The following is a 20,399-nucleotide window of genomic DNA, read 5'->3' as shown; positions in this document are numbered from 1 at the left end:
CGTGACCGCTTGGCGACTACTGTGTGTTGCTGGTGATCAACGGAGGGCTCCACACTGATGTCTCACCTTCGCGCACCCGTCGCGCGGCCCGAGCGCCGCGAGGGCGGGCGGCACGGCAGGCCGGGCGGCCGACCGCCGTCGCCCACGGCCCGGCCGACCGCGCCGCCGTCACCGGACACCCGGATACGTCCCCAACTCCTGCGCACCGCCGTCCTGCCCGCCATAGTCGCCGCGCTGAGCGGCGCCACCGGCGTCGCGCTCACACTCCGCTCGTCGGCCGCCGAACCCACCACCGCCGTCTGGGCCGGCCTCGTCGGCACGGCGCTGCTCGCCTTCGCCGCCGTCGCCGCCGCCGCGCTCGGCGCCGAACGCACCGCCAAGTCCTTCATCGGACGCTGCGAGGCGCTGCGCCGCTCCGGCGTGCGCGGCCAGGCCGAACTGCGCGCCCTCGTCGAGCAGCTCAGACGCGGCGAACCGGTGCCCGCCCGGCGTACCCCGCCGGCGCCAGGAGGCGCCGGTCGTACCGCCGCCGCCCGTACCGCCACCGCCCGTACCGCCACCTACGGCGAGGACGAATTCGACCTGCTCGCCAAGGAGCTGGAGCGCTCCCAGCAGACCGCGCTCGCCGCCGTCGTCCAGGCGTCCCGGCTGTCCAGCAGCGCGGGCAACGAGCAGAAGGTCGAGGTCTTCGTCAATCTGGCCCGGCGCCTTCAGTCCCTGGTCCACCGGGAGATCCAGCTCCTGGACGACCTGGAGCACGAGGTCGAGGACCCCGAACTGCTCAAGGGCCTCTTCCACGTCGACCATCTGGCCACCCGGATCCGCCGGCACGCGGAGAACCTCGCCGTACTCGGCGGCGCCGTGTCCCGCAGGCAGTGGAGCAAGCCGGTCACCATGACCGAGATCCTGCGCTCCGCCATCGCCGAGGTCGAGCAGTACCCGCGGATCAAGCTCGTGCCGCCGATCGACGGCACCCTGCGCGGCCACGCCGTCGCCGACGTCATCCACCTGCTGGCCGAACTGGTCGAGAACGCCTCGGTGTTCTCGTCACCGCACACCCAAGTGCTGCTGCGGGCGCAGCAGGTGACGGCCGGTCTCGCCATCGAGGTGGAGGACCGGGGCCTCGGCATGCCGGCCGACGAGCAGAAGCGGATGAACGGGCTGCTCGCCGACCCGGACCAGGTCAATGTCGCCCAGCTCCTCCAGGACGGCAGGATCGGGCTGTTCGTGGTGTCGGCGCTGGCCCGCAGACACGGTATCGCCGTGCGTCTGCAGTCCAACATCTACGGCGGCATCCAGGCCGTCCTCGTACTGCCGCAGGCCCTGCTCGGCTCGGGAGAGCCGGAAGGCGCCGGGCCGGGCCGCGCCGCCGCCGTACCCACACCTGCGCCCGCACCGGTACGTACAGCCGCACCGGTACGTACACCCGCCGACACCCGCGCACCCGCACCCGCGCCTGTAAGCGCACCCGTACCCGTACCTGCACCGGTTCCCGTGGTCCCGGTGCAGGTGGCGGGTCCGCCGCCCCGGCCCGCGCATCTGCCGGTGCGCGGCGCGCGGGCCGAACGGCCCACGCCCGCCGCCGCGCGGCCCGGCGTCAGCCACGCCGCCCGGCAGCCCACCCCCGACGCGCGCGCCGCGACGGTCGCGGCAGCGCCGCCCGGCCCGAGCGACCCGCCGCCCGCGGGGGACGGCACGATCCGGGGCACGATGAGCCGGCCGACCCGGCCCCAACTGCCCAAGCGCCGGGGCCAGGAGCATCTGGTGCCCCAGTTGCGCGACACCCCGGCCGCGGGCCCCGACGACGAGCCGGTTCTGCACGACCCCGGTCTGATGGCCGCCTTCCGCCGCGGCATCGGCCTCGCCGAGGCCCAGCCCGAAGCACGGGTCGAGATCCGGCCGCCCGAGCCGTGGGCCGAAGAGCGATCCGGCGGGCGACCCGCAGAGCGACCCACCGACCCGGACCCGCAGCCCGCCCCCACGGCCCCGAACGACGCCACCCCCTCGGCTCCCCACGACGCCACCCCCAAGGAGTAGATGCACCATGGCCAGCGATGTACCGAACGGACATGTCACCGATCTCGACTGGCTGCTGAGCGGCCTGGTCCAGCGTGTCCCGTACACCCGCAGCGCTGTGCTGCTCTCCTCCGACGGCCTCGTGAGGTCGGCCCACGGTCTCGACTCCGACAGCGCCGACCACATGGCGGCCCTCGCCTCAGGGCTCTACTCCCTGGGACGCAGCGCGGGCATCCGCTTCGGCGACAGCGGCGAGGTCCGCCAGGTCGTGGTGGAGCTGGACTCCACCCTGCTGTTCGTCTCCACAGCCGGCTCCGGGACGTGTCTGGCCGTGCTGGCGGGCCGTGAGGCGGACGCGGCGGTCCTCGGCTACGAGATGGCGATGCTCGTCAAGAGCGTACGGCCGTACCTGGCCACCCCGGTCAGGCAGGCGGCGGGTCCGGCGCAGAGTTTCACGGGGCGCTGAAGGTGCCGGTCCCGACGGACGGGCCGTGGCTCGACGAGGCCGCGGGCCGGCTCATCCGTCCGTACACGGTCAGCGGCGGCCGTACGCGGCCGGCCGTCGCCTTCGACCTGCTGACGCAGGTGATGTCCACGGGAAGCGTCCCGCGGACACATCTCGACCCGGAGCACGCCGAGGCCCTGGGGCTCTGCCAGGGGCCGACCTCGGTCGCCGAGATCGCGGCGTACCTGCGGCTCCCCGCGACCGTGACCAAGGTGCTGCTCTCCGATCTGGTGGGCTGCGGGGCGATCACCGCGCGGCCGCCCGACACCTTCGACAACCCCACCGACCAAGCCCTGCTGGAGGCGGTGCTCGATGGTCTACGACGACAGCTCTAGCCCCGAACCATCCCCGACGGCTCTCCCCGCGGCGTCCCCGACGGCGTCCCCGACGGCGTTCCCCACGGCTTTCCCCACCGCGCTGAAGATCCTGGTCGCCGGCGGCTTCGGGGTCGGCAAGACGACCTTCGTCGGCGCGGTCAGCGAGATCGCCCCGCTGAGCACGGAGGAGCTGCTGACCCAGGTGGGGGCCGAGACGGACGACCTGACGGGTGTCGAGGCCAAGACCTCCACCACGGTCGCCATGGACTTCGGCCGGATAACGCTCGACGAGCGGCACGTGCTCTACCTCTTCGGCACCCCGGGCCAGGAGCGCTTCTGGTTCATGTGGGACGAGCTGTCCCGGGGAGCGCTCGGCGCGATCGTCCTCGCCGACACCCGGCGGCTCGAATACTCCTTCTCCGCCGTGGACTTCTTCGAGCAGCGGGGCATCGGGTTCGTCGTCGCCGTCAACGAGTTCGACGGTTCGTTCCGCTACGAGCCCGACGAGGTGCGGGCGGCGATAGATCTCAAGCCCGAGGTGCCGATCGTGCTCTGCGACGCCCGGATCGCCAGCTCCGGGATCAGGACCCTGGTCACGCTCGTACAGCACCTGCTCACGACGACGGGAGCCGCCCCGGCCCCCGTGCCCCCAGCCGTGCCCCCAGCCACGGCGGCGACTCTCACGGCCGCCGAGCCGAGCGACGGAGCGTCCGTATGAGGCACGGGTACGACCCGCTCAGCCGGTTACTGCTCACCCCCGTCGACCAGGAGGCGCCGGACCGGGTGCGGCGGCTGCGTACGCTCGGGCTCGGGCAGCGGCCTGAGCCCGCGTTCGACGCGTACGCCAGACAGCTCGCCGAACAGACCGCGGCGCCGTACGCGATGGTCAACTTCATCGACGAGGAGCGGCAGTTCTTCGCCGGGCTGCACACCCCGCCCGGCGCGCCTGCCGACCGCTATCTGGCCCGTGACCACGGCTTCTGCCCGCATGTGGTGGTGCGGCGCAAGGCGCTGGTCCTGGAGGACGTGGCCGACTTCCCCCGGTTCGCCGGGAACCCCCTCGTCGAGGAGAGCGGCATCCGCTCGTACCTCGGGGCACCGCTCGTCGACCGTACGGGGCTGGCGCTCGGCACGGTCTGCGTGTCCGACACCGAGCCGAGGCGATGGGGCCGGCCGGGGCTCGACCTGGTCAAGTCCGTCGCCGCCGAACTGGTCCGGCAGATCCACCACCGGGAGGACGGCGGTATCTGACGGTGGCGGTATCTGCGGGCGCGGTATCTGCGGGCGCGGGATCCGCGGCATCCGGAGCAACCCGGCGACGGGACGGCATGGGACGGGCCGGTACGGGGAAGACGCCGCCGATGACCGCATACCAACCGGGGCTGCTCACCGCCCACGACGGCGTCCAGATCGCCACGTACACCTGGCTCCCCGACAACGGCAGGCCGCGCGCCCTCGTACAGATCGCCCACGGCGCCGCCGAGCACGCCCTGCGCTACGACCGGTTCGCCCGGCATCTGCTGGAGCACGGCTACGGGGTGGTCGCCACGGACCACCGCGGGCACGGCGCCACGGCCACCTCCACCGGCGGCCTCGGGGTCACCGAACCCGACACCGGCGAGAGTGCTGAGACCGGCGACAGTGACGCGACCGGCGACAGTGCTGAGATTGGCGACAGCGGCGCGACCGGCGACAGCGCCGCGAGCACGGACGACGGCCCCCCGAGCAGTTGGCGGGCCATCGTCAGGGACCTCAAGACGGCGGGCGACCAGGCACGCACCCTGTACCCGGGCGTGCCGGTGGTGCTGCTCGGCCACAGCCTGGGCTCGATGCTGGCCCGCGACTACGCGCAGGAGTACCCGGACGATCTGACCGCGCTCGTGCTGACCGGCGCCTTCCGCACCCTGCCGGGCGCGGAGATCGACACCTCGCTCGCGGGGCTCGAGCAGGAGATCGCCGAGCACGGCAGGGCGGCGCACTCCCCGTACATCCCCGGCCTCTTCGCCTCGTTCAACGATCCGTTCCCGCACCGCACGGGCTTCGAGTGGCTGTCCCGTGACGAGGCGGAGGTCGACGCCTATGTGGCGGACGAGCGGTGCGGCTTCCCCTTCAGCGCGGGTCTTGCCCTGGACTGGCTGCACGCCGTACGCAAGATCAACGACCCGCGCTCCCTCGCCCGGATGCCGGCCGACCTGCCGGTGCATGTCGCTGCGGGCGAGGAGGACCCCTGCAACCAGCGGATGACGCTGGTCTACGAGCTGCTGGAGGACTTCCGGTACGCGGGCGTCGAGGACCTGAGCTGGAAGGGCTACCCGGGCGCCCGGCACGAGATCCTGAACGAGACCAACCGCGACGAGGTGCACCGGGACCTGACCGACTGGCTGGACGCGCACGTCTGACGCGTCTGTCTGACGCGTCCGCGGCCGGCCGGTCGGTCGGGTCCGCGCGGTCGCGGTCAGGCGGCGTCCAGCGTGGCCAGCTCGGCCGGGGTGAGGACGAGACCGACGGCGGCGACCGAGTCGCGTACGGTCTCGGGCCGGGTGAATCCGGGGATCGGGACCACGACCGGCGACTTCGCCAGCAGCCAGGCCAGGCAGACGCGCTGCGGGCTGACCCCGTGGGCCTTGGCGACCTGCCCGAACGGCGCGAACCGGGAGCCGAGGTCCGCGGCCTGCTTGATGCCGCCGAACGGGCTCCACGGCAGGAAGGCGATGCCCAGCTCGGTGCAGAGCTTCAGCTCGGCCTCGCTGGAGCGGAAGGCGGGCGAGTACTGGTTCTGCACGGAGGCCAGCCGCCCGCCGAGCACCTTGTTCGCCGCCCGTATCTGCTCCGGGTTCGCGTTGGAGATGCCCGCCTGCCGGATCTTGCCCGCGTCGAGCAGCTCGCGCAGCGCGCCGACCGACTCCTCGTACGGCACGTCGGGGTCGGGGCGGTGGAGCTGGTACAGCCCGATCGCGTCGACCCCGAGTCGGCCGAGCGAGGATTCGCAGGCGGCCTTGATGTGGGCGGGGGAGCCGTCCACCTTCCAGGAACCGTCGCCGGGCCTGGTCATCCCGCCCTTGGTGGCGACCAGGACCTCGGAGCCGCGGTCGTGCGAGGCGAGCGCCTTGCCCAGCAGCGCCTCGTTGTGCCCCACCTCGTGGGCGTGCAGATGGTACGCGTCGGCGGTGTCGACGAGCGTGACCCCGGAGTCCAGCGCCTCGTGCACGGCGGCTATGGAGCGGGCCTCGTCGGGCCGCCCCTCGATCGACATCGGCATACCGCCGAGCCCGATGGCGCCCACCTTCACGGAGCCGATACGGCGCTTCTTCACTGCCGCCCCCGCACACCGAGGATGAAGGCTGCCTGGCCGGCGTGCTGGAGATCGTCGGAGACGACGGAGACGATCCTGACCCCGAGGGTGACCGCGGGCGTCCACGAGTCGTCGACCACCCGCTCGAAGTCCTTGTCCTTCAGCGTGGCCACGTACTCGACGGTCCGGTCGTGGACGGCGTCGTGATACCCGGCGAGCAGCTCACCTGACACACTCCCGAGCGCGGCCACGTCCTGTACGGAGTGCCCGTAGCCGGTGGCGCCGGCCGGGAACGGCAGGGCGAACCGCTCCGACCAGTCCTGCGACGTCCAGATCTGGTCGCTCCCCGCGAGACCGGCGATGTGGTCGTCCTGGATCCGGGTGAGATGCCAGACGAGCCAGGCGACCGAATTGGCCCCGTCGTCCAGCCGGGCGGCGAGATCATCGGGAGCCGTTCCGTCGACCACGTTGTGGACGAGCTCACGGATACGGCCGAAGGCATCGATGAGCAGGTCACCGCTTGCGGTCATGGCTGGGTCCCTTCCTGGTGGTGATCGGTGCGTCCTGTCCAGGTTCCCTCTTGTCGGCACGGGACGCCCCCGGAATGCCGTTAGTGAGCACCCGGCCGAGTGCGGTATTGTTCTGGTGCACGTCGAGCCGGGGGAAACCCCAGGTCACACGGGCATCGGGACGTGGCGCAGCTTGGTAGCGCACTTGACTGGGGGTCAAGGGGTCGCAGGTTCAAATCCTGTCGTCCCGACTCGAAAGAGTCGCAGATCAGGGCCGGTATCGGAGAATTCCGACACCGGCCCTTGATCGTTCCAGCCCGGATCGCCTCGGGGAGCCGGCGCGGGGGGACAGCCCCCGCCGGGGGCGGCGAGGCTGCCGTCGAAAAGCCGGACACGCCCGGATCCGCCGCGAAAGGCCGCGTACGGAGATCAGACCCGGCATCCCCGAACTCACCTCGTGGCCGGGGATGTTGGACCGATGGCTGGGGTCGTAGGGTGTTGTCGGAGCGATATGTCGGGCGCGACATGGTGAGCTTTACCCTTTTTGCCCGAATCTCAAGAGTTGGTTCAAACGGGCGTAGCCCCCCAGGAAAGCCCCAGGTCAACGAGCCCGCTCCCCGCGCATGCGGGGATGAACCCAACGGCGGGATCGACAGCGGCCCGGCCTCCGACCGCTCCCCGCGCATGCGGGGATGAACCCAACGGCGGGATCGACAGCGGCCCGGCCTCCGACCGCTCCCCGCGCATGCGGGGATGAACCCGGATCTTCGGCCGAATGAGCTTGATGTGAAGCCCGCTCCCCGCGCATGCGGGGATGAACCCCGGTCGTTGTGCTCGGTGTGCTTGTCGATCTGCCGCTCCCCGCGCATGCGGGGATGAACCCCGACCTCGAAGCGCGGGTGCTGCGGGACCTGACCGCTCCCCGCGCATGCGGGGATGAACCCACACGTCGAGCCGACCCGGTCCCGGCGACCACCTGCTCCCCGCGCATGCGGGGATGAACCCCCCGCAGTGACGGGCATCTGCTCCAGGAGGGTCTGCTCCCCGCGCATGCGGGGATGAACCCGCGCGCGGCCCCGAGCGGGACGAGACGGACACCCTGCTCCCCGCGCATGCGGGGATGAACCCCGGCTGTCGACTTCCTCTTGCGCGCCCTTCTCCTGCTCCCCGCGCATGCGGGGATGAACCCTTCGCGACCGAGGTCGAGCCCATTGAGGTGGCCTGCTCCCCGCGCATGCGGGGATGAACCCCGGGAGTGCCTGCCTCCGTCAGGCTGGCACCCCTGCTCCCCGCGCATGCGGGGATGAACCCGTCCCCGAGCGAGGGCGCCGGGAGCGGTGGGGCTGCTCCCCGCGCATGCGGGGATGAACCCACCGGGCGCTGCCGCTTCGTGTTCGGCGACACCTGCTCCCCGCGCATGCGGGGATGAACCCGCCTACGCGCACATCTGGGTCACCCAAGGCGACTGCTCCCCGCACATGCGGGGATGAACCCGGATCCGACGTCATCCACGCGCCGCGCCCCGGCTGCTCCCCGCGCATGCGGGGATGAACCCGACAAAGATCAAAGCTAAGGATCTCAAGGTCACTGCTCCCCGCGCATGCGGGGATGAACCCTGCTGGCGTCGGCTGAGCAGGAGAACCAGGCGCTGCTCCCCGCGCATGCGGGGATGAACCTGAGCGAGTCCAAATACGTACCCGGGGAGAGACCTGCTCCCCGCGCATGCGGGGATGAACCCGAGCGCTTCGCGAGTCGCACGGTCCCACAACGCTGCTCCCCGCGCATGCGGGGATGAACCCTTGGGCGGCATCGACACGGTCGACTGGATGGCCTGCTCCCCGCGCATGCGGGGATGAACCCATGCCGAGCGCGGCACCGATCAGCAGCGTGGTCTGCTCCCCGCGCATGCGGGGATGAACGCTCGCCCAGGCCGTCCGTGACTGGGGACTCAGCGCTGCTCCCCGCGCATGCGGGGATGAACCCGGAGCTGCCACGAACAGAGGGACAGGGAAAGTCTGCTCCCCGCGCATGCGGGGATGAACCCCGGTAGTTGGCGGCCATGGGGGCTCCTCACTACTGCTCCCCGCGCATGCGGGGATGAACCCTCGGTCACCCCGGGGCACAGTTGCCAGTCGGGCTGCTCCCCGCGCATGCGGGGATGAACCCCGCACCCGTATCGCCGCCTCAACCATCGCGGTCTGCTCCCCGCGCATGCGGGGATGAACCCACGGGCCTTCGGGGTGCTGCGGGTCAGGCTGCCCGCTCCCCGCGCATGCGGGGATGAACCCCCAAACCAACGGACCACCGCAGCCCCTGCCGACCGCTCCCCGCGCATGCGGGGATGAACCCCGGATGCCGACGGATACCGCGACGACGCAACACTGCTCCCCGCGCATGCGGGGATGAACCCATGAAGCCCATACACAGCGCGGCCTTGCCGTCCTGCTCCCCGCGCATGCGGGGATGAACCCTCGGCGATCTCTCAGCAGATGCTCACCTTCAACTGCTCCCCGCGCATGCGGGGATGAACCCAGGCGGAGGTGCCGGCGGACGACGTACTCGCCCTGCTCCCCGCGCATGCGGGGATGAACCCGCGGGCAGGCATCCACCCGCCCGATTCGCCGGCCGCTCCCCGTGCATGCGGGGATGAACCCGCGCCCGAAGGCAACCGCAACAACGTCCTTCTCCGCTCCCCGTGCATGCGGGGATGAACCCGCCACGCCTCCACTCGAACCCCGGCATGCTCACTGCTCCCCGCGCATGCGGGGATGAACCCGCGGACGACGAGCACGCGACCGTCCACTACATCTGCTCCCCGCGCCTGTGGGGGTGGCCCCTCCGCAGCCCGGTGGGAGTACGGCGGGTTGAACTGCCCGCGCCTCAGGGGCGAAGCCTCGCTGGCGGTGTTGTATCGATGTACTCGACCTGCTCCCCGCGCCTGTCGGGATGAACCCGCACAGGCGCGGGGAGGGGCGAGCACTTCGGCTCTCGGCGCCTATGCGGGGATTTACCCCGTCACCGTCACCGACGAGATGGCCGAGTCGGGAAGCGACTTGTCACGTATACCCAGTGCCCCCAGTTGTAGCTGCTGCTTGCATGACTATGCGGGGCGAGCCAGAGCGTGATGACGACATGGAACCTTCGGCCGCCAGCTCGGACTCTTACCCGATCCAGGCCGCACACCAGCAGACATAGGAGGGCACACCCGAAGGTTTGCGGAGTCGAGGCGAGGATCTGCAGGTTCATATTTCCCGTCCATCGCGTGAATCGTCTTGTGGGATTGATGCGTCTATCGGTTCAGCCTTCAAGGCCGCTCTGCGGCAGCCTGGCTTGTCGGTGACGCTATCCAATCGTGGCGCTTCACCGCCCCAGGCGCGCCGCTTGCCGACTAGTCTTTAGCGTTCTGTATAAAGGCGCGGAGGAAGTGAAGGGAAATCAGTCAGTCAGGCTGGCATATTAATCCCCGCATGTGCGGGGAGCGGTCGTATGTGGCCCAATAGGCATTAGCGGGGACATCCGGTGTGCTCCGGATAGGGAAGGCTCCCGTAGGCTCGGCCGGCTCACCACGTGGGCGCGAGTCGCGTCCGAGGCTTTATCGTTCCGGCAGAATTACCCCGCGTGCGCGAGGAGCAGATTGGGGGTGATCCTAGTCTGTCTGTACCCGTAGGCGGAAAATTCGCCGTCATCAAAGCGGGTGAATCAACTCCCAGGCGCTCGGAGTTCGGCGACTCTTCGACCTCTCGGCATGGCACTCGTTCCCACCTGCGTAGCTCAATGTTCGAGTGTGGAAATAGTTTCGCCATGCGTGATCTTTTTTGATCGCTTTGGCGGACGCGCTGCGCGTATCGCCTTAAGCCCTGTTGAATAACCGCCGTGCATGACAGAGAGGAACAGCCCCCGAGTCTGAGTGACCGTCTGACGGGTGCGGCCAGGACCGTGTGGGCCAAGCATGATCGGGACAGTCAGCAGTGGCTGCCGCTGTGGCGGCATATGGCGGACAGCGCCGCCGTCGCCGGGTTGCTCTGGGATCACTGGCTGCCGCGTAACGTCAAGCAGCTCATCGCGGAACCGCTGCCTGGGGGAGCGGACGACGGGCGGCGGTTGTGTGTGTGGTTGGCCGGGACGCATGACATCGGCAAGTGCACGCCCGCCTTCGCGTGCCAAGTGGACGATCTCGCCCACGTGATGGGTACCGCCGGGCTTCGTATGCGTACGAGAAAGCAGTTCGGTGACGACCGCCGAATGGCCCCGCACGGGCTGGCCGGTCAAGTGTTGCTGCAGGAGTGGCTGGAGGACAGACGCGGTTGGACGCGCCGCGCGTCGGCGCAGTTCGCGGTCGTTGCGGGTGGTCATCACGGCGTTCCGCCCGACCATATGCAGCTCCACAACCTGGACGCCCACCCCGAGTTGCTGCGAACGCCCGGCCCGGCGGAGGCCGTTTGGCAGCGTGTGCAGAACGAGTTGCTGGACGCCTGCGCCGACGTCTTCCGGGTCGGCGATCGGCTCGACGACTGGCGCCAGGTGAAACTGCCGCAGCCCGTACAGGTCTTGCTCTCCGCCACCGTCATCGTGTGTGACTGGATCGCCAGCAACCCGGACCTCTTCCCGTACTTTCCCGAGGCGCAACGTCGAAGCGACGCGGAGCGTGTCGCGGCCGCGTGGAAGGGGCTACGGCTCCCTCCGCCATGGTCGCCCGCCGAACCCGGCGCCCCTGCGGCTGAGTTGTTCGCCGCGCGCTTCGCGTTGCCGCCCGGTGCGCGGGTACGGCCCGTGCAGGAGCAGGCTGTTGTGATGGCGCGCGGGATGTCGCAGCCGGGCATGCTGATCATCGAGGCACCCATGGGCGAAGGGAAGACCGAGGCGGCCCTCGCGGTCGCGGAGGTCTTCGCGGCCCGCTCAGGCGCCGGCGGGTGTTACGTCGCGCTGCCGACGATGGCGACCAGCAACGCGATGTTCCCGCGCCTGCTGGCCTGGCTCGACCGGCTCCCGGACGCCCCTGTGGACCATGTCTTCGGAGACTCCGCCCCGCAGACCACCGCCGTGGAGCGTTCCGTGCTCCTCGCTCACGCCAAAGCCGCGCTCCAGGAGGACTACGCCGTCCTCATGCGGGACAGCCACCGCACCATCGCCGCCGTGGACGCGTACGCCACCGACGAACACCCCACCGCCCCGGCGCGCAAGCCGGGTTCGGCCAAGAGCGCCGCCTCCGCCGACCTCGTCGCGCACCAGTGGCTGCGCGGGCGGAAGAAGGGGCTGCTCGCGTCGTTCGCCGTAGGGACCATCGACCAGTTGCTCATGACCGGTCTCAAGAGCCGACATCTGGCTCTGCGTCACCTCGCGATGGCGGGCAAGGTCGTCATCATCGACGAAGTCCACGCCTACGACGCCTACATGAACACGTATCTCGACCGCGTCCTTTCGTGGCTCGGCGCATACCGCGTGCCCGTCGTGGTGCTCTCCGCGACCCTTCCGGCAGGCAGGCGTAGGGAGTTGGCGCAGGCATACACCGGAGCGACCGCCGGCGCCGGTGGGGCCCCCGAGACCGCCGTCGCTACCGGTTATCCGCTCCTGACCGCCGTCGCCCCTGGCGCCGGCGCCACCACGGCGTCGCCCGCCGCCTCGGGCCGCCGCAGCGATGTCCAGTTGGAGCGACTGGCCGACGACGTCACCGTACTTGCGGACCGGTTGGCCGAGGAACTGGCCGACGGAGGTTGCGCCTTGGTCGTACGCAACACCGTCGACCGGGTGACGGACACGGCAGCCGTGCTGCGGGAGAGGTTCGGCGCGGACAACGTCACCGTCGCGCACGCGCGTTTCATCGACGTCGACCGGGCACGCAAGGACGCCTCGCTGCTGACCCGTTTCGGACCACCGGACCACGGTGGCGGTACCTCGCCGCACCGTCCGCGCATCGCCCACATCGTGGTCGCCAGCCAGGTCGCCGAGCAGTCCCTCGACGTGGACTTCGATCTGTTGGTGACCGACCTGTGCCCGGTGGACCTGCTGCTCCAGAGGATGGGACGACTCCACCGGCATCCGCGCGGTGCGGACCAGAGCGAGCGTCCGCCGCGGCTGCGGCAGCCGCGCTGCCTGGTGACAGGTGTGGACTGGCAGGCGGCGCCCGCTCCGCAACCGGTGAAGGGCTCGCGCACCGTCTACGGGGCTTATCCGCTGCTGCGCTCCCTCGCCGTTCTCGCTCCGCACCTTGGCGGGCCGGAGAGCCCCGCACGTCCGGTCCGGTTGCCGGAGGACATCAGCCCACTCGTCCAGCGGGCCTATGGCGAGGACGAGCCCTGCCCGCCGCAGTGGGAGCAGGCCACCGGTCCAGCGCGCGCGCTTCACGACGAGTCCCGTGCGGTGCAGCGGCAGAAGGCGGAGATCTTCCGGCTGGATGAGGTCCGCAAGAACGGCAGGCCGATCATCGGCTGGATCGACGCCGGTGTCGGCGACGCCGACGACACCCCGGCCGGCCGGGCGCAGGTACGCGACAGCCGGGAGAGCCTGGAGGTCCTGGTCGTGATGCGCCGGGCCGACGGCACCCTGTGCACCCTGCCCTGGTTGGACAAGGGCCGCGGCGGCCTCGAACTGCCCACGGACGCGGTGCCGTCCGCGCGGGCCGCCCGCGCGGTCGCGGCGAGCGGGCTGCGTCTGCCGTACCACTTCTCCTTTCCCGAACAGCACGACCAGGCCCTCGCCGAGCTTGAGGAATTTTACGTCGATGCCTGGCAGGAGAAGGAGAGCCACTGGCTCGCCGGGGAACTGATCCTCGCGCTCGACGAGGATTGTCAGACCCGGCTGGCAGGGTGGTGGCTGGCGTACGACCCCGACGAGGGCCTGCTGGTGACCCGTGACGAACCGAGCAAGAGGAAGGAGGCGGTACGGATGCCCGAGGTACCGTCCTTCAACCTGACCAACCGCCCCTGGTTACCCGTCCAATTCGCGGACGGGACGGAGCGGGAGCTGTCCCTGCTGGAGGTGTTCGACCAGACACGCGACATCCGCCGGCTGGCCGGGGATCTCCCGACCCAGGAGTTCGCGCTGGTCAGACTGCTTCTGGCCATCCTCCACGACGCTCTCGGCGACGCCCCGGAGATGGGCTCGGCGCCGGCCGATATCGACGCGTGGGAGGAGCTGTGGCTGGCCGACGCCCCGTTCGCCGTGTCCGTCGCCGATTATCTGACCCGGCACCGAGAACGCTTCGATCTGCTGCACCCGGAGCACCCGTTCTACCAGGTCGCCGGATTGCATACGGCCAAGAACGAGGTCTCCTCACTCAACCGTATCGTCGCCGATGTCCCCAACGGCGACCCCTTCTTCAGCATGCGGATGCCAGGTGTCAGCCGGCTCGGCTTCGCCGAGGCGGCCCGCTGGCTGGTGCACGCTCACGCGTTCGACCCGTCGGGCATCAAGTCGGGCGCGGTGGGCGATCCCCGGGTGAAGTCCGGCAAGGGTTATCCGTTGGGTGTGGCCTGGGCAGGCAATCTCGGCGGCGTGCTGATCGAAGGGAACACCCTCCGCGAGACATTGCTGCTCAACCTGGTGGCTGCGGATACCGCCCGCGTACATGGCGGTCCCGCCGACCGGCCCGCCTGGCGGGCGACGGAGCCGAGCGGCCCGGCCGCGGCGGCGGACCTCAAGCAACGGCCGTACGGCTTGCGGGACTTGTACACCTGGCAGTCCCGCCGTATCCGGCTCCACCATGACACTGAAGGTGTGTACGGAGTGGTGCTGTGTTACGGCGACCCTCTTGAACCGCACAACAAGCAGGGATACGAGCCCATGACCGTCTGGCGTCGCAGCCCGGCGCAGGAGAAGAAACGAGGAGAGCCGACCGTCTACCTGCCCCTGGAACATGACCCGTCGCACATGGCATGGCGCGGCCTGGAGGGGCTGCTCGCCGGACGTGAGCGGGGGACAACACAGGGGGAGGGGGCCGCAGCGCGCCTGCGTCCCGGGATGGTGGAGTGGATCGCCCGGCTGAGCACAGAGGGGATCCTCACGCCGCGCCACCTGATCCGCACTCGCCTCATCGGCGCGAGGTACGGCACCCAGCAGTCCGTCATCGACGAGGTGGTGGACGACGGGGTGCTGATGTCCGTGGTGCTGATGCACCATGAGGACCAGCGGTACGGACAAAGGGCCCTGGACGCTCTGGACGATGCGGAGCAAGCTGTCCGCATCTTGGGCGATCTCGCCACCGACCTCGCCCTGGCCGCAGGGTCCGACCCGGAGCCCCGCAGGAACACCGCTCGCGATCTGGGATTCGGCACTCTCGACACCTCGTACCGCCGTTGGCTGAGGGAACTGGGCTCCCGCCCGGACCCGGATGACTACCGCAGCGACTGGAGGCGCGAACTGCGGCGCGTCGTGGCGGGCTTGGGGGCGGAGATGCTGGACGGTACCGGCCTCGCCGCCTGGGAGGGACGCGTCGTGGACGGCCAGGGCGGGCCACGCTGGCTGAACGACGCCGCGGCCGAACTCCGCTTCCGCACGCGGCTCGGCAAGCTGTTGCCCACCGATACCGGCGAAGGCCCTGCGGATGCCTCACCTCCTTCGCCCTCCCGACCCGCCCCCGTGGAGGCGCCGGTATGACCGCGACCTTGCCCGTAGCCCCCGAGCCCGGCCCCACCGCCGCGCCCGCCACCGCCCCCGGCCCCGGCCCCGGCCCCGCGACAGTGGCACCCGGCCGGCGAAAGACACCGCTCGGCCCCCGGCAGGCGCCCCTGGGGCTGGTGGGCGCCGCCGTCCACGAGCGCATCAACCTGCTTCAGCGGGGTTATCTCGACGACCGCAGCGACGCGGTGGGCACCCTGGCCCGGTTGCGGCGCGGTGTAGGCCGCCCTGCCGGAGAGATGCCTGACTTGTGGGGTCTCGTCGGTACCGAGCCGCTCTTCGTGCAGTACGAGAACGGCGATCTCACCGAGCAGAAAATGCGCTGGGCCGAAGAGGCGGCGTATGCCACCGTCACTCTGTGGTCGCTGCACCAGCAGTCCCGCCATACGGCTCGTATGCACCGCAGGCCGGGTCCGGAACTCGGCGCGGCCGTACGCCGTCTGCACCCGGGCGGCGGGATCGATGAGCCGACGCGCAAGCGTTTCGTCCGGGCCGGTACGGCCGCCACCCCCGCAGTGCTCGCAGGGCGGCTGCGCGACCTCGTACTCCTGCTGCGGCGCGATGCCGTCCCGCTCGACTACGGGTTGCTCGCCGATCAGCTCTACATCTGGCAGACCCCCGGCGGGGCCCAGTCGGTACGCCGCTCCTGGGGGCGTTCCTACCTCGCCGTCCCCCGATCGGCGTCGGAGAGTGGCGCCGCGGCCGAGCAGAGCACGCCCGACGATCTCGACACCGCCGCCCCGGACGGCGACACCACCACCTCGGAGGACGAAACCCCGTGAGCCGCACCATCATCGATGTGCACGTGTTGCAGACCGTGCCGCCGAGCAACCTGAACCGCGACGACACCGGCACCCCGAAGACGGCTGTCTACGGCGGTGTACGCCGGGCCCGCGTGTCGAGCCAGGCGTGGAAGAAGGCCACCCGTGAGGCATTCCAAGCTCTGCTCGACCCCGCCGAACTAGGTTTCCGCACGCGCCGGGTGGCGGAGTTGCTGGCCGAACGGATCACCGCCGTGGAGCCCGCGCTGAACGAAGCCACCGCCCTGGCGCTGGCTGCCGAAGTGCTCTACGCCGCGACGGGCTCCAAGATCGAGGTGCCGCGCAGGAAGGCGGAGAGCGCCAAGAAGAAGGGCGAGCCCCAGCCGCCGCCGGAGTCCTCGTACCTGATGTTCCTCAGCTCACGCCAGCTCGACGGCCTGGCCCGCCTCGCGGTCGAGGGAGCCGACGACATCAAGGCGTATCTGAAGGTCAAGGAGAACAAGGATCGCGCCCGGAAGACCGCTGACACCCGGCACTCGGTGGACGTCGCGCTGTTCGGGCGGATGGTCGCGGACTCCACCGACCTCAACGTCGACGCTGCGGCCCAAGTCGCCCACGCCATCAGCGTCCACCAGGTCGAGAACGAGTCGGACTACTTCACCGCGGTCGACGACCGGAACAAGGAGGATGAGGAGTCCGGTGCCGGCATGATCGGTACGGTGGATTTCAACTCCGCGACTCTGTACCGCTATGCCGCGCTCGACGTGGACAAGTTGCAGGACAATCTCGGCGTCGGACTGAGCGCCGACGAGTCGGTGACCGAGCCGGTGCGCAGAGCTGTCCGGGCCTTCCTCCAGGGCTTCATCGCCTCCATGCCGACCGGGAAGATCAACACTTTCGGCAACCACACCCTTCCCGAGGCCGTGGTCGTCACCCTCCGCTCAGCGCGGCCCATCAGTTTCGTCTCCGCCTTCGAGGAACCCGTTCTCGCCCCCCAGGAGGCCGGGGGCCATTTGCGCGGCGCGTGCGCCCAACTGCTCGCCCATGTCTCCGACATCGAGAAGGCGTACGAGGTGACCGGCGACCCGAGCTGGGTGCTGCGGGTGGGCGCCGCGACCGAGCCCCTGGCGGCCCTCGGCACGGACGTCACCATCAATGGACTGCTCGACGCTGTCGGCGGCGCGGTCGCCGAACGGCTGGCGGACGGTCCGGCGCGGCGGTCGGCCGGGCAGGCGCAGAACGGGCCGGACCGTCCCGCATGACCGCGAAAGACCGCCGTGTGCTGACACTGCGCCTGGCCGGCCCGCTCCAGTCCTGGGGAGCGTCGTCCCGTTTTACACGGCGCACGACGGAACGCGCCCCCACCAAGAGCGGGGTACTGGGGCTGCTTGCCGCAGCGCAGGGCCGCGACCGTGCCGCCGACGTCACCGACCTCGCCGCGCTGACCTTCGCGGTCCGGCTCGACCAGCCGGGCACCCGGGTACGCGACTACCAGACCGCCCGCCACGGCGACACCGGTAAATCCATGCCGGTGTCGGAACGCTTCTATCTCTCCGACGCGGTCTTCGTCGCCGCCGTCGAGGGCGACGAAGCCTTCATCGAGGCTCTCTACGCGGCGGTCCGTGCACCGGTGTACCTGCCGTTCCTCGGCCGCCGCTCCTGCCCGCCGTCGCGCCCGATCGACCTGGGCGTTCATCGCGGCGACCTGTGGCGGGCGTTGGAGGCCGAGCCCTGGCAGGCGTCCACCTGGGTCCAGCGCCGCCGCGCCCGCGAGCGGCGTGTCGAACTGGAGGCGATCGCGGACCTGGGGGCCGGCGAGGGGCCAGGCGACGCCGTACGGGACCAGCCGCTCAGCTTCGACCCCCGCCACCGCCGCTACGGCCTGCGCAGCATCGATTCGCGGGCCGTGACCGTCATCAATCCGCTGAGCACCACCCGCCGGGCCTTCGTGCCACCGAGGCACGACCCGATGCCGATACTGGAAGACTGACCGATGTTTCTGACCCGCTTCCGCGTCAACACCGCACGCCTGGGCGCCCGTCGGCTGCTCACCTCGCCGCAGAGCCTGCACGCAGCCGTGATGTCCTCCTTCGCCGAGAAGCCCGGTGAACCGGGCAACGGGCCACGGGTGTTGTGGCGCCTGGACCAGCAGTCCCGCAGCGAGGTGCTGCTCTACATCGTCAGTCCGCAGCGGCCCGACCTCACCCACCTGGTGGAGCAGGCAGGCTGGCCGACGACGGGCAGTTGGCACACCGCGTCGTACACGCCGTTCCTCACCCGGCTCGCCACCGACGACACCTGGGCCTTCCGGCTGACAGCCAACCCCGTACACAGCGCTCGACGGCACGCGGCGGAGCCGACGAAGCGCACCGCCCATATCACCCCCCGGCATCAGCTCGCCTGGCTGCTGAAGCGGCAGGCCGACGCCGGGTTCGCGATCGTGGAACGACCCGAGCCCCGGCCGGACGGACTCGACGGCCCCTGGCACGAGGTCGTCGTCCACGACCGTCGCAACCTGGCCTTCGGCAAGAGAAACGAGTCCGACGAGCGTGCGCACAAAGTGACCCTCACCCGCGTCACCTACGACGGCCGCCTCCGGGTCCTGGACCCCGAAGCGCTCCGCCGCACGCTCACCGCCGGCCTCGGCAAGGCCAAGGCGTACGGGTGCGGGCTGATGACCCTCGCCCCGGCGGAGTAGCCGTGAGTACGGTCAGCAGACGCCCCGCGTCGAGCCCCCGGCAGCTCACCCGTGTCGGCGACCGCCTGTCCTTCGTCTACCTCGAACGCTGTGTCGTGCACCGCGACGCCAACGCCATCACCGCCGAGGACGCGGACGGCATACGCCACATCCCGTCCGCGACGATCGGCACGCTGCTGCTCGGCCCGGGTACCCGGATCACGCATCAGGCCATGGCGGTTCTCGGCGAGACCGGAGCGGTGGTGGTGTGGGTCGGGGAGAACGGCGTGCGGTTCTACGCCGGTGGCCGGGCACTGAGTCGTTCCTCCGCGCTCGTCGAAGCACAGGCGGTCGCCTGGGCCAACCAGCGGACCCGGCTCGATGTGGCCCGCGCCATGTACCGGCTGCGCTTCCCCGACGAGGATCCGGCCGGCTGTACGCGTCGCCAACTGCTCGGCCGCGAGGGCGACCGGGTCAAGCGCTGCTATGCCGAGCAGGCCGCCCGCACCGGCGTCCCCTGGCGCGGCCGGCGGTTCACACCTGGCGACTTCGGGTCGGGCGACGCGCCCAACCAGGCGGTCACGGCCGCGGCGCAGTGCATGTACGGGATCGCGCAGACCGTCGTCGCCGCCCTGGGCTGCAGCCCAGGGCTCGGCTTCGTCCACTCGGGCCACGAACTGTCCTTCGTTCTCGACGTCGCCGACTTCTACAAGACCGACATCGGCATCCCGGTCGCCTTCGAGGTGGTCGCCGAAGGCCCCGGGGACATCGGCCCCCGCACCCGCCGGGCACTGCGGGACCGGATCAACAGCGCGGGCCTGCTGGACCGCTGCGTACGCGACATCCAGGCGCTGCTCGCGCCGAAGCGTGACCAACCGGACGACGACGACATCGACCGCGTCACCCTCCTGTCCGACAAGGGCGCCGAGGTGGCCGCCGGCCGCAACTACGGCGACGACGCGGCGCGGTACGACGGTGCCCAGACCCAGGACGCTATGGTGCAGGACGGCGTCATCTGGTGACCGTCATCGTCCTCACCCACTGCCCCGTGGGCCTGCGCGGCTTTCTCACCCGCTGGCTCCTGGAGATCTCGCCCGGCGTCTTCCTGGGCAGCCCCTCGGCCCGTATCCGCGACGCCCTGTGGGACGAGGTCCGCCAGTACGCGGGCCAAGGCCGCGCACTGCTCGCCTACTCCACCAACTCGGAGCAGGGCTACGACTTCCGCACCCACGATCACAAATGGCACCCCGTCGACCACGAGGGCCTCACCCTCATCTTCCGCCCCACCGACCGCCCACCCGCTCCGGGAACTCCGCGTACTTCGTTGTCGGGCCCATCGGGATGGAGCAAAGCGTCCAAACGCCGCCGCTTCGGCAACCGGGCCCCGTAATGCGCCGTTCTCAACCCCTGGCTGTGCCCAGGCCCTTCCAAAGTCCGCTTCAGCTCCGGGATTCTCCATACAAACTCGTCGGCAAAAGAATCACAGCCGTCACCTTGTTGAGGCGACCGGCTTGCGCACGTCCCACGACGGGGAGATCCACCACTGACGAGTCGCCTTGAGCCGGCCCGAAGTACCCGGCTGGGGCCTAGATTCCACCTCACGAGCCGTCCAGATCGCTTTCGTCTCATTCGTCTACATTGTGCGTTTCTCTCATCGTTGCTGCACCGAGGACCTACCTCGGCTAAATGCGCAGGTCATGGAGACTGCT

At 70.4% G+C, this 20,399-nt stretch carries 15 protein-coding genes, 1 tRNA gene and 2 CRISPR repeat arrays (1 of these 18 running past the window's edge); of the genes, 14 read left to right on the top strand and 2 right to left on the bottom strand.

Going from position 1 to position 20,399, the window contains the following annotated elements:
- Positions 1-57 precede the first annotated feature (57 nt).
- The 6 genes from ACZ63I_RS09845 (at position 58) to ACZ63I_RS09820 (ending at position 5,237) form a co-directional block, all read left to right on the top strand.
- Entirely contained in the window at positions 58-2,037 is a 1,980-nt protein-coding gene (locus ACZ63I_RS09845; protein ID WP_469337155.1) for a sensor histidine kinase, read from the top strand.
- A 7-nt stretch (positions 2,038-2,044) separates the two neighbouring features.
- Entirely contained in the window at positions 2,045-2,482 is a 438-nt protein-coding gene (locus tag ACZ63I_RS09840) for a roadblock/LC7 domain-containing protein (RefSeq protein ID WP_469337154.1), read from the top strand.
- Positions 2,483-2,484: 2 nt separating this feature from the next.
- On the top strand, positions 2,485-2,856 hold the full coding sequence (locus ACZ63I_RS09835; protein WP_469337153.1) for a DUF742 domain-containing protein: 372 nt from the start codon (positions 2,485-2,487) through the stop codon (positions 2,854-2,856).
- Positions 2,834-3,556, top strand: a complete 723-nt coding sequence (locus ACZ63I_RS09830) for an ATP/GTP-binding protein (protein ID WP_469337151.1) — start codon at positions 2,834-2,836, stop codon at positions 3,554-3,556. Before ACZ63I_RS09835 ends, ACZ63I_RS09830 begins: the two co-directional genes overlap by 23 nt.
- Positions 3,553-4,089: a GAF domain-containing protein gene (locus tag ACZ63I_RS09825; RefSeq protein ID WP_469337149.1), complete on the top strand. Its 537-nt coding sequence runs from the start codon at positions 3,553-3,555 to the stop codon at positions 4,087-4,089. The genes ACZ63I_RS09830 and ACZ63I_RS09825 overlap by 4 nt, the downstream gene beginning before the upstream one ends.
- Positions 4,090-4,199: 110 nt before the next feature.
- Positions 4,200-5,237, top strand: coding sequence for an alpha/beta fold hydrolase (locus ACZ63I_RS09820; RefSeq protein WP_469337147.1), 1,038 nt, complete (start codon positions 4,200-4,202; stop codon positions 5,235-5,237).
- 56 nt (positions 5,238-5,293) lie between these two features.
- Here ACZ63I_RS09820 and ACZ63I_RS09815 read toward each other — a convergent pair whose 3' ends face one another.
- Positions 5,294-6,151, bottom strand: a complete 858-nt coding sequence (locus ACZ63I_RS09815; RefSeq protein WP_469337145.1) for an aldo/keto reductase — start codon at positions 6,149-6,151, stop codon at positions 5,294-5,296.
- Positions 6,148-6,660: a mycothiol transferase gene (locus tag ACZ63I_RS09810; RefSeq protein WP_469337143.1), complete on the bottom strand. Its 513-nt coding sequence runs from the start codon at positions 6,658-6,660 to the stop codon at positions 6,148-6,150. The genes ACZ63I_RS09815 and ACZ63I_RS09810 overlap by 4 nt, the downstream gene beginning before the upstream one ends.
- Positions 6,661-6,816: 156 nt before the next feature.
- Between ACZ63I_RS09810 and ACZ63I_RS09805 the strand changes: the two genes are divergently transcribed.
- The 8 genes from ACZ63I_RS09805 to cas2e all read left to right on the top strand — a co-directional run bounded on the left by ACZ63I_RS09805 (position 6,817) and on the right by cas2e (position 20,080).
- Positions 6,817-6,890 (top strand) — tRNA-Pro (locus ACZ63I_RS09805).
- A 359-nt stretch (positions 6,891-7,249) separates the two neighbouring features.
- A CRISPR array of direct repeats spans positions 7,250-9,476; the repeat unit is 29 nt; unit sequence CTGCTCCCCGCGCATGCGGGGATGAACCC.
- Between the two features lie 1,036 nt (positions 9,477-10,512).
- A complete protein-coding gene (gene casA / locus ACZ63I_RS09800; RefSeq protein WP_469337141.1) occupies positions 10,513-15,231 on the top strand; it encodes a type I-E CRISPR-associated protein Cse1/CasA in 4,719 nt (1,572 codons plus the stop codon).
- Positions 15,228-16,034 (top strand): type I-E CRISPR-associated protein Cse2/CasB, encoded by an 807-nt coding sequence (gene casB, locus ACZ63I_RS09795; RefSeq protein ID WP_469337139.1) that lies wholly within the window; start codon positions 15,228-15,230, stop codon positions 16,032-16,034. Before casA ends, casB begins: the two co-directional genes overlap by 4 nt.
- The gene (cas7e, locus tag ACZ63I_RS09790; protein ID WP_469337137.1) at positions 16,031-17,275 is read left to right on the top strand and encodes a type I-E CRISPR-associated protein Cas7/Cse4/CasC; all 1,245 of its coding nucleotides are present in this window, start codon (positions 16,031-16,033) and stop codon (positions 17,273-17,275) included. Before casB ends, cas7e begins: the two co-directional genes overlap by 4 nt.
- The gene (gene cas5e / locus ACZ63I_RS09785; protein ID WP_469337136.1) at positions 17,272-18,003 is read left to right on the top strand and encodes a type I-E CRISPR-associated protein Cas5/CasD; all 732 of its coding nucleotides are present in this window, start codon (positions 17,272-17,274) and stop codon (positions 18,001-18,003) included. Before cas7e ends, cas5e begins: the two co-directional genes overlap by 4 nt.
- Before the next feature lie 3 nt (positions 18,004-18,006).
- Positions 18,007-18,711 carry a type I-E CRISPR-associated protein Cas6/Cse3/CasE gene (gene cas6e / locus ACZ63I_RS09780; protein ID WP_469337134.1) on the top strand — a complete coding sequence of 235 codons (705 nt, stop codon included), beginning with the start codon at positions 18,007-18,009 and terminating at the stop codon, positions 18,709-18,711.
- Between the two features lie 2 nt (positions 18,712-18,713).
- Entirely contained in the window at positions 18,714-19,712 is a 999-nt protein-coding gene (gene cas1e / locus ACZ63I_RS09775) for a type I-E CRISPR-associated endonuclease Cas1e (RefSeq protein ID WP_469337132.1), read from the top strand.
- Complete coding sequence (cas2e, locus tag ACZ63I_RS09770; RefSeq protein ID WP_469337130.1) at positions 19,709-20,080, top strand: type I-E CRISPR-associated endoribonuclease Cas2e; 372 nt, start codon at positions 19,709-19,711, stop codon at positions 20,078-20,080. Before cas1e ends, cas2e begins: the two co-directional genes overlap by 4 nt.
- A gap of 314 nt (positions 20,081-20,394) precedes the next feature.
- Positions 20,395-20,399: a CRISPR direct-repeat array (repeat unit 29 nt) (it continues 640 nt past the right edge of the window).

Source organism: Streptomyces sp. NPDC087906 (genome assembly GCF_055584925.1).
The sequence above is the reverse complement of the archived record's forward strand: the minus strand, read 5'-3'. Positions and strand labels throughout refer to the sequence as shown.

What these genes read in the sequence shown, in the direction of transcription:
- ACZ63I_RS09845 (WP_469337155.1), top strand. Translation starts at nt 58, where the DNA reads ATGTCTCACCTTCGCGCACCCGTCGCGCGGCCCGAGCGCCGCGAGGGC.
- ACZ63I_RS09840 (WP_469337154.1), top strand. Translation starts at nt 2,045, where the DNA reads ATGGCCAGCGATGTACCGAACGGACATGTCACCGATCTCGACTGGCTG.
- ACZ63I_RS09830 (WP_469337151.1), top strand. Translation starts at nt 2,834, where the DNA reads ATGGTCTACGACGACAGCTCTAGCCCCGAACCATCCCCGACGGCTCTC.
- ACZ63I_RS09825 (WP_469337149.1), top strand. Translation starts at nt 3,553, where the DNA reads ATGAGGCACGGGTACGACCCGCTCAGCCGGTTACTGCTCACCCCCGTC.
- ACZ63I_RS09820 (WP_469337147.1), top strand. Translation starts at nt 4,200, where the DNA reads ATGACCGCATACCAACCGGGGCTGCTCACCGCCCACGACGGCGTCCAG.
- ACZ63I_RS09810 (WP_469337143.1), bottom strand. Translation starts at nt 6,660, where the DNA reads ATGACCGCAAGCGGTGACCTGCTCATCGATGCCTTCGGCCGTATCCGT.
- casB (WP_469337139.1), top strand. Translation starts at nt 15,228, where the DNA reads ATGACCGCGACCTTGCCCGTAGCCCCCGAGCCCGGCCCCACCGCCGCG.
- cas5e (WP_469337136.1), top strand. Translation starts at nt 17,272, where the DNA reads ATGACCGCGAAAGACCGCCGTGTGCTGACACTGCGCCTGGCCGGCCCG.
- cas6e (WP_469337134.1), top strand. Translation starts at nt 18,007, where the DNA reads ATGTTTCTGACCCGCTTCCGCGTCAACACCGCACGCCTGGGCGCCCGT.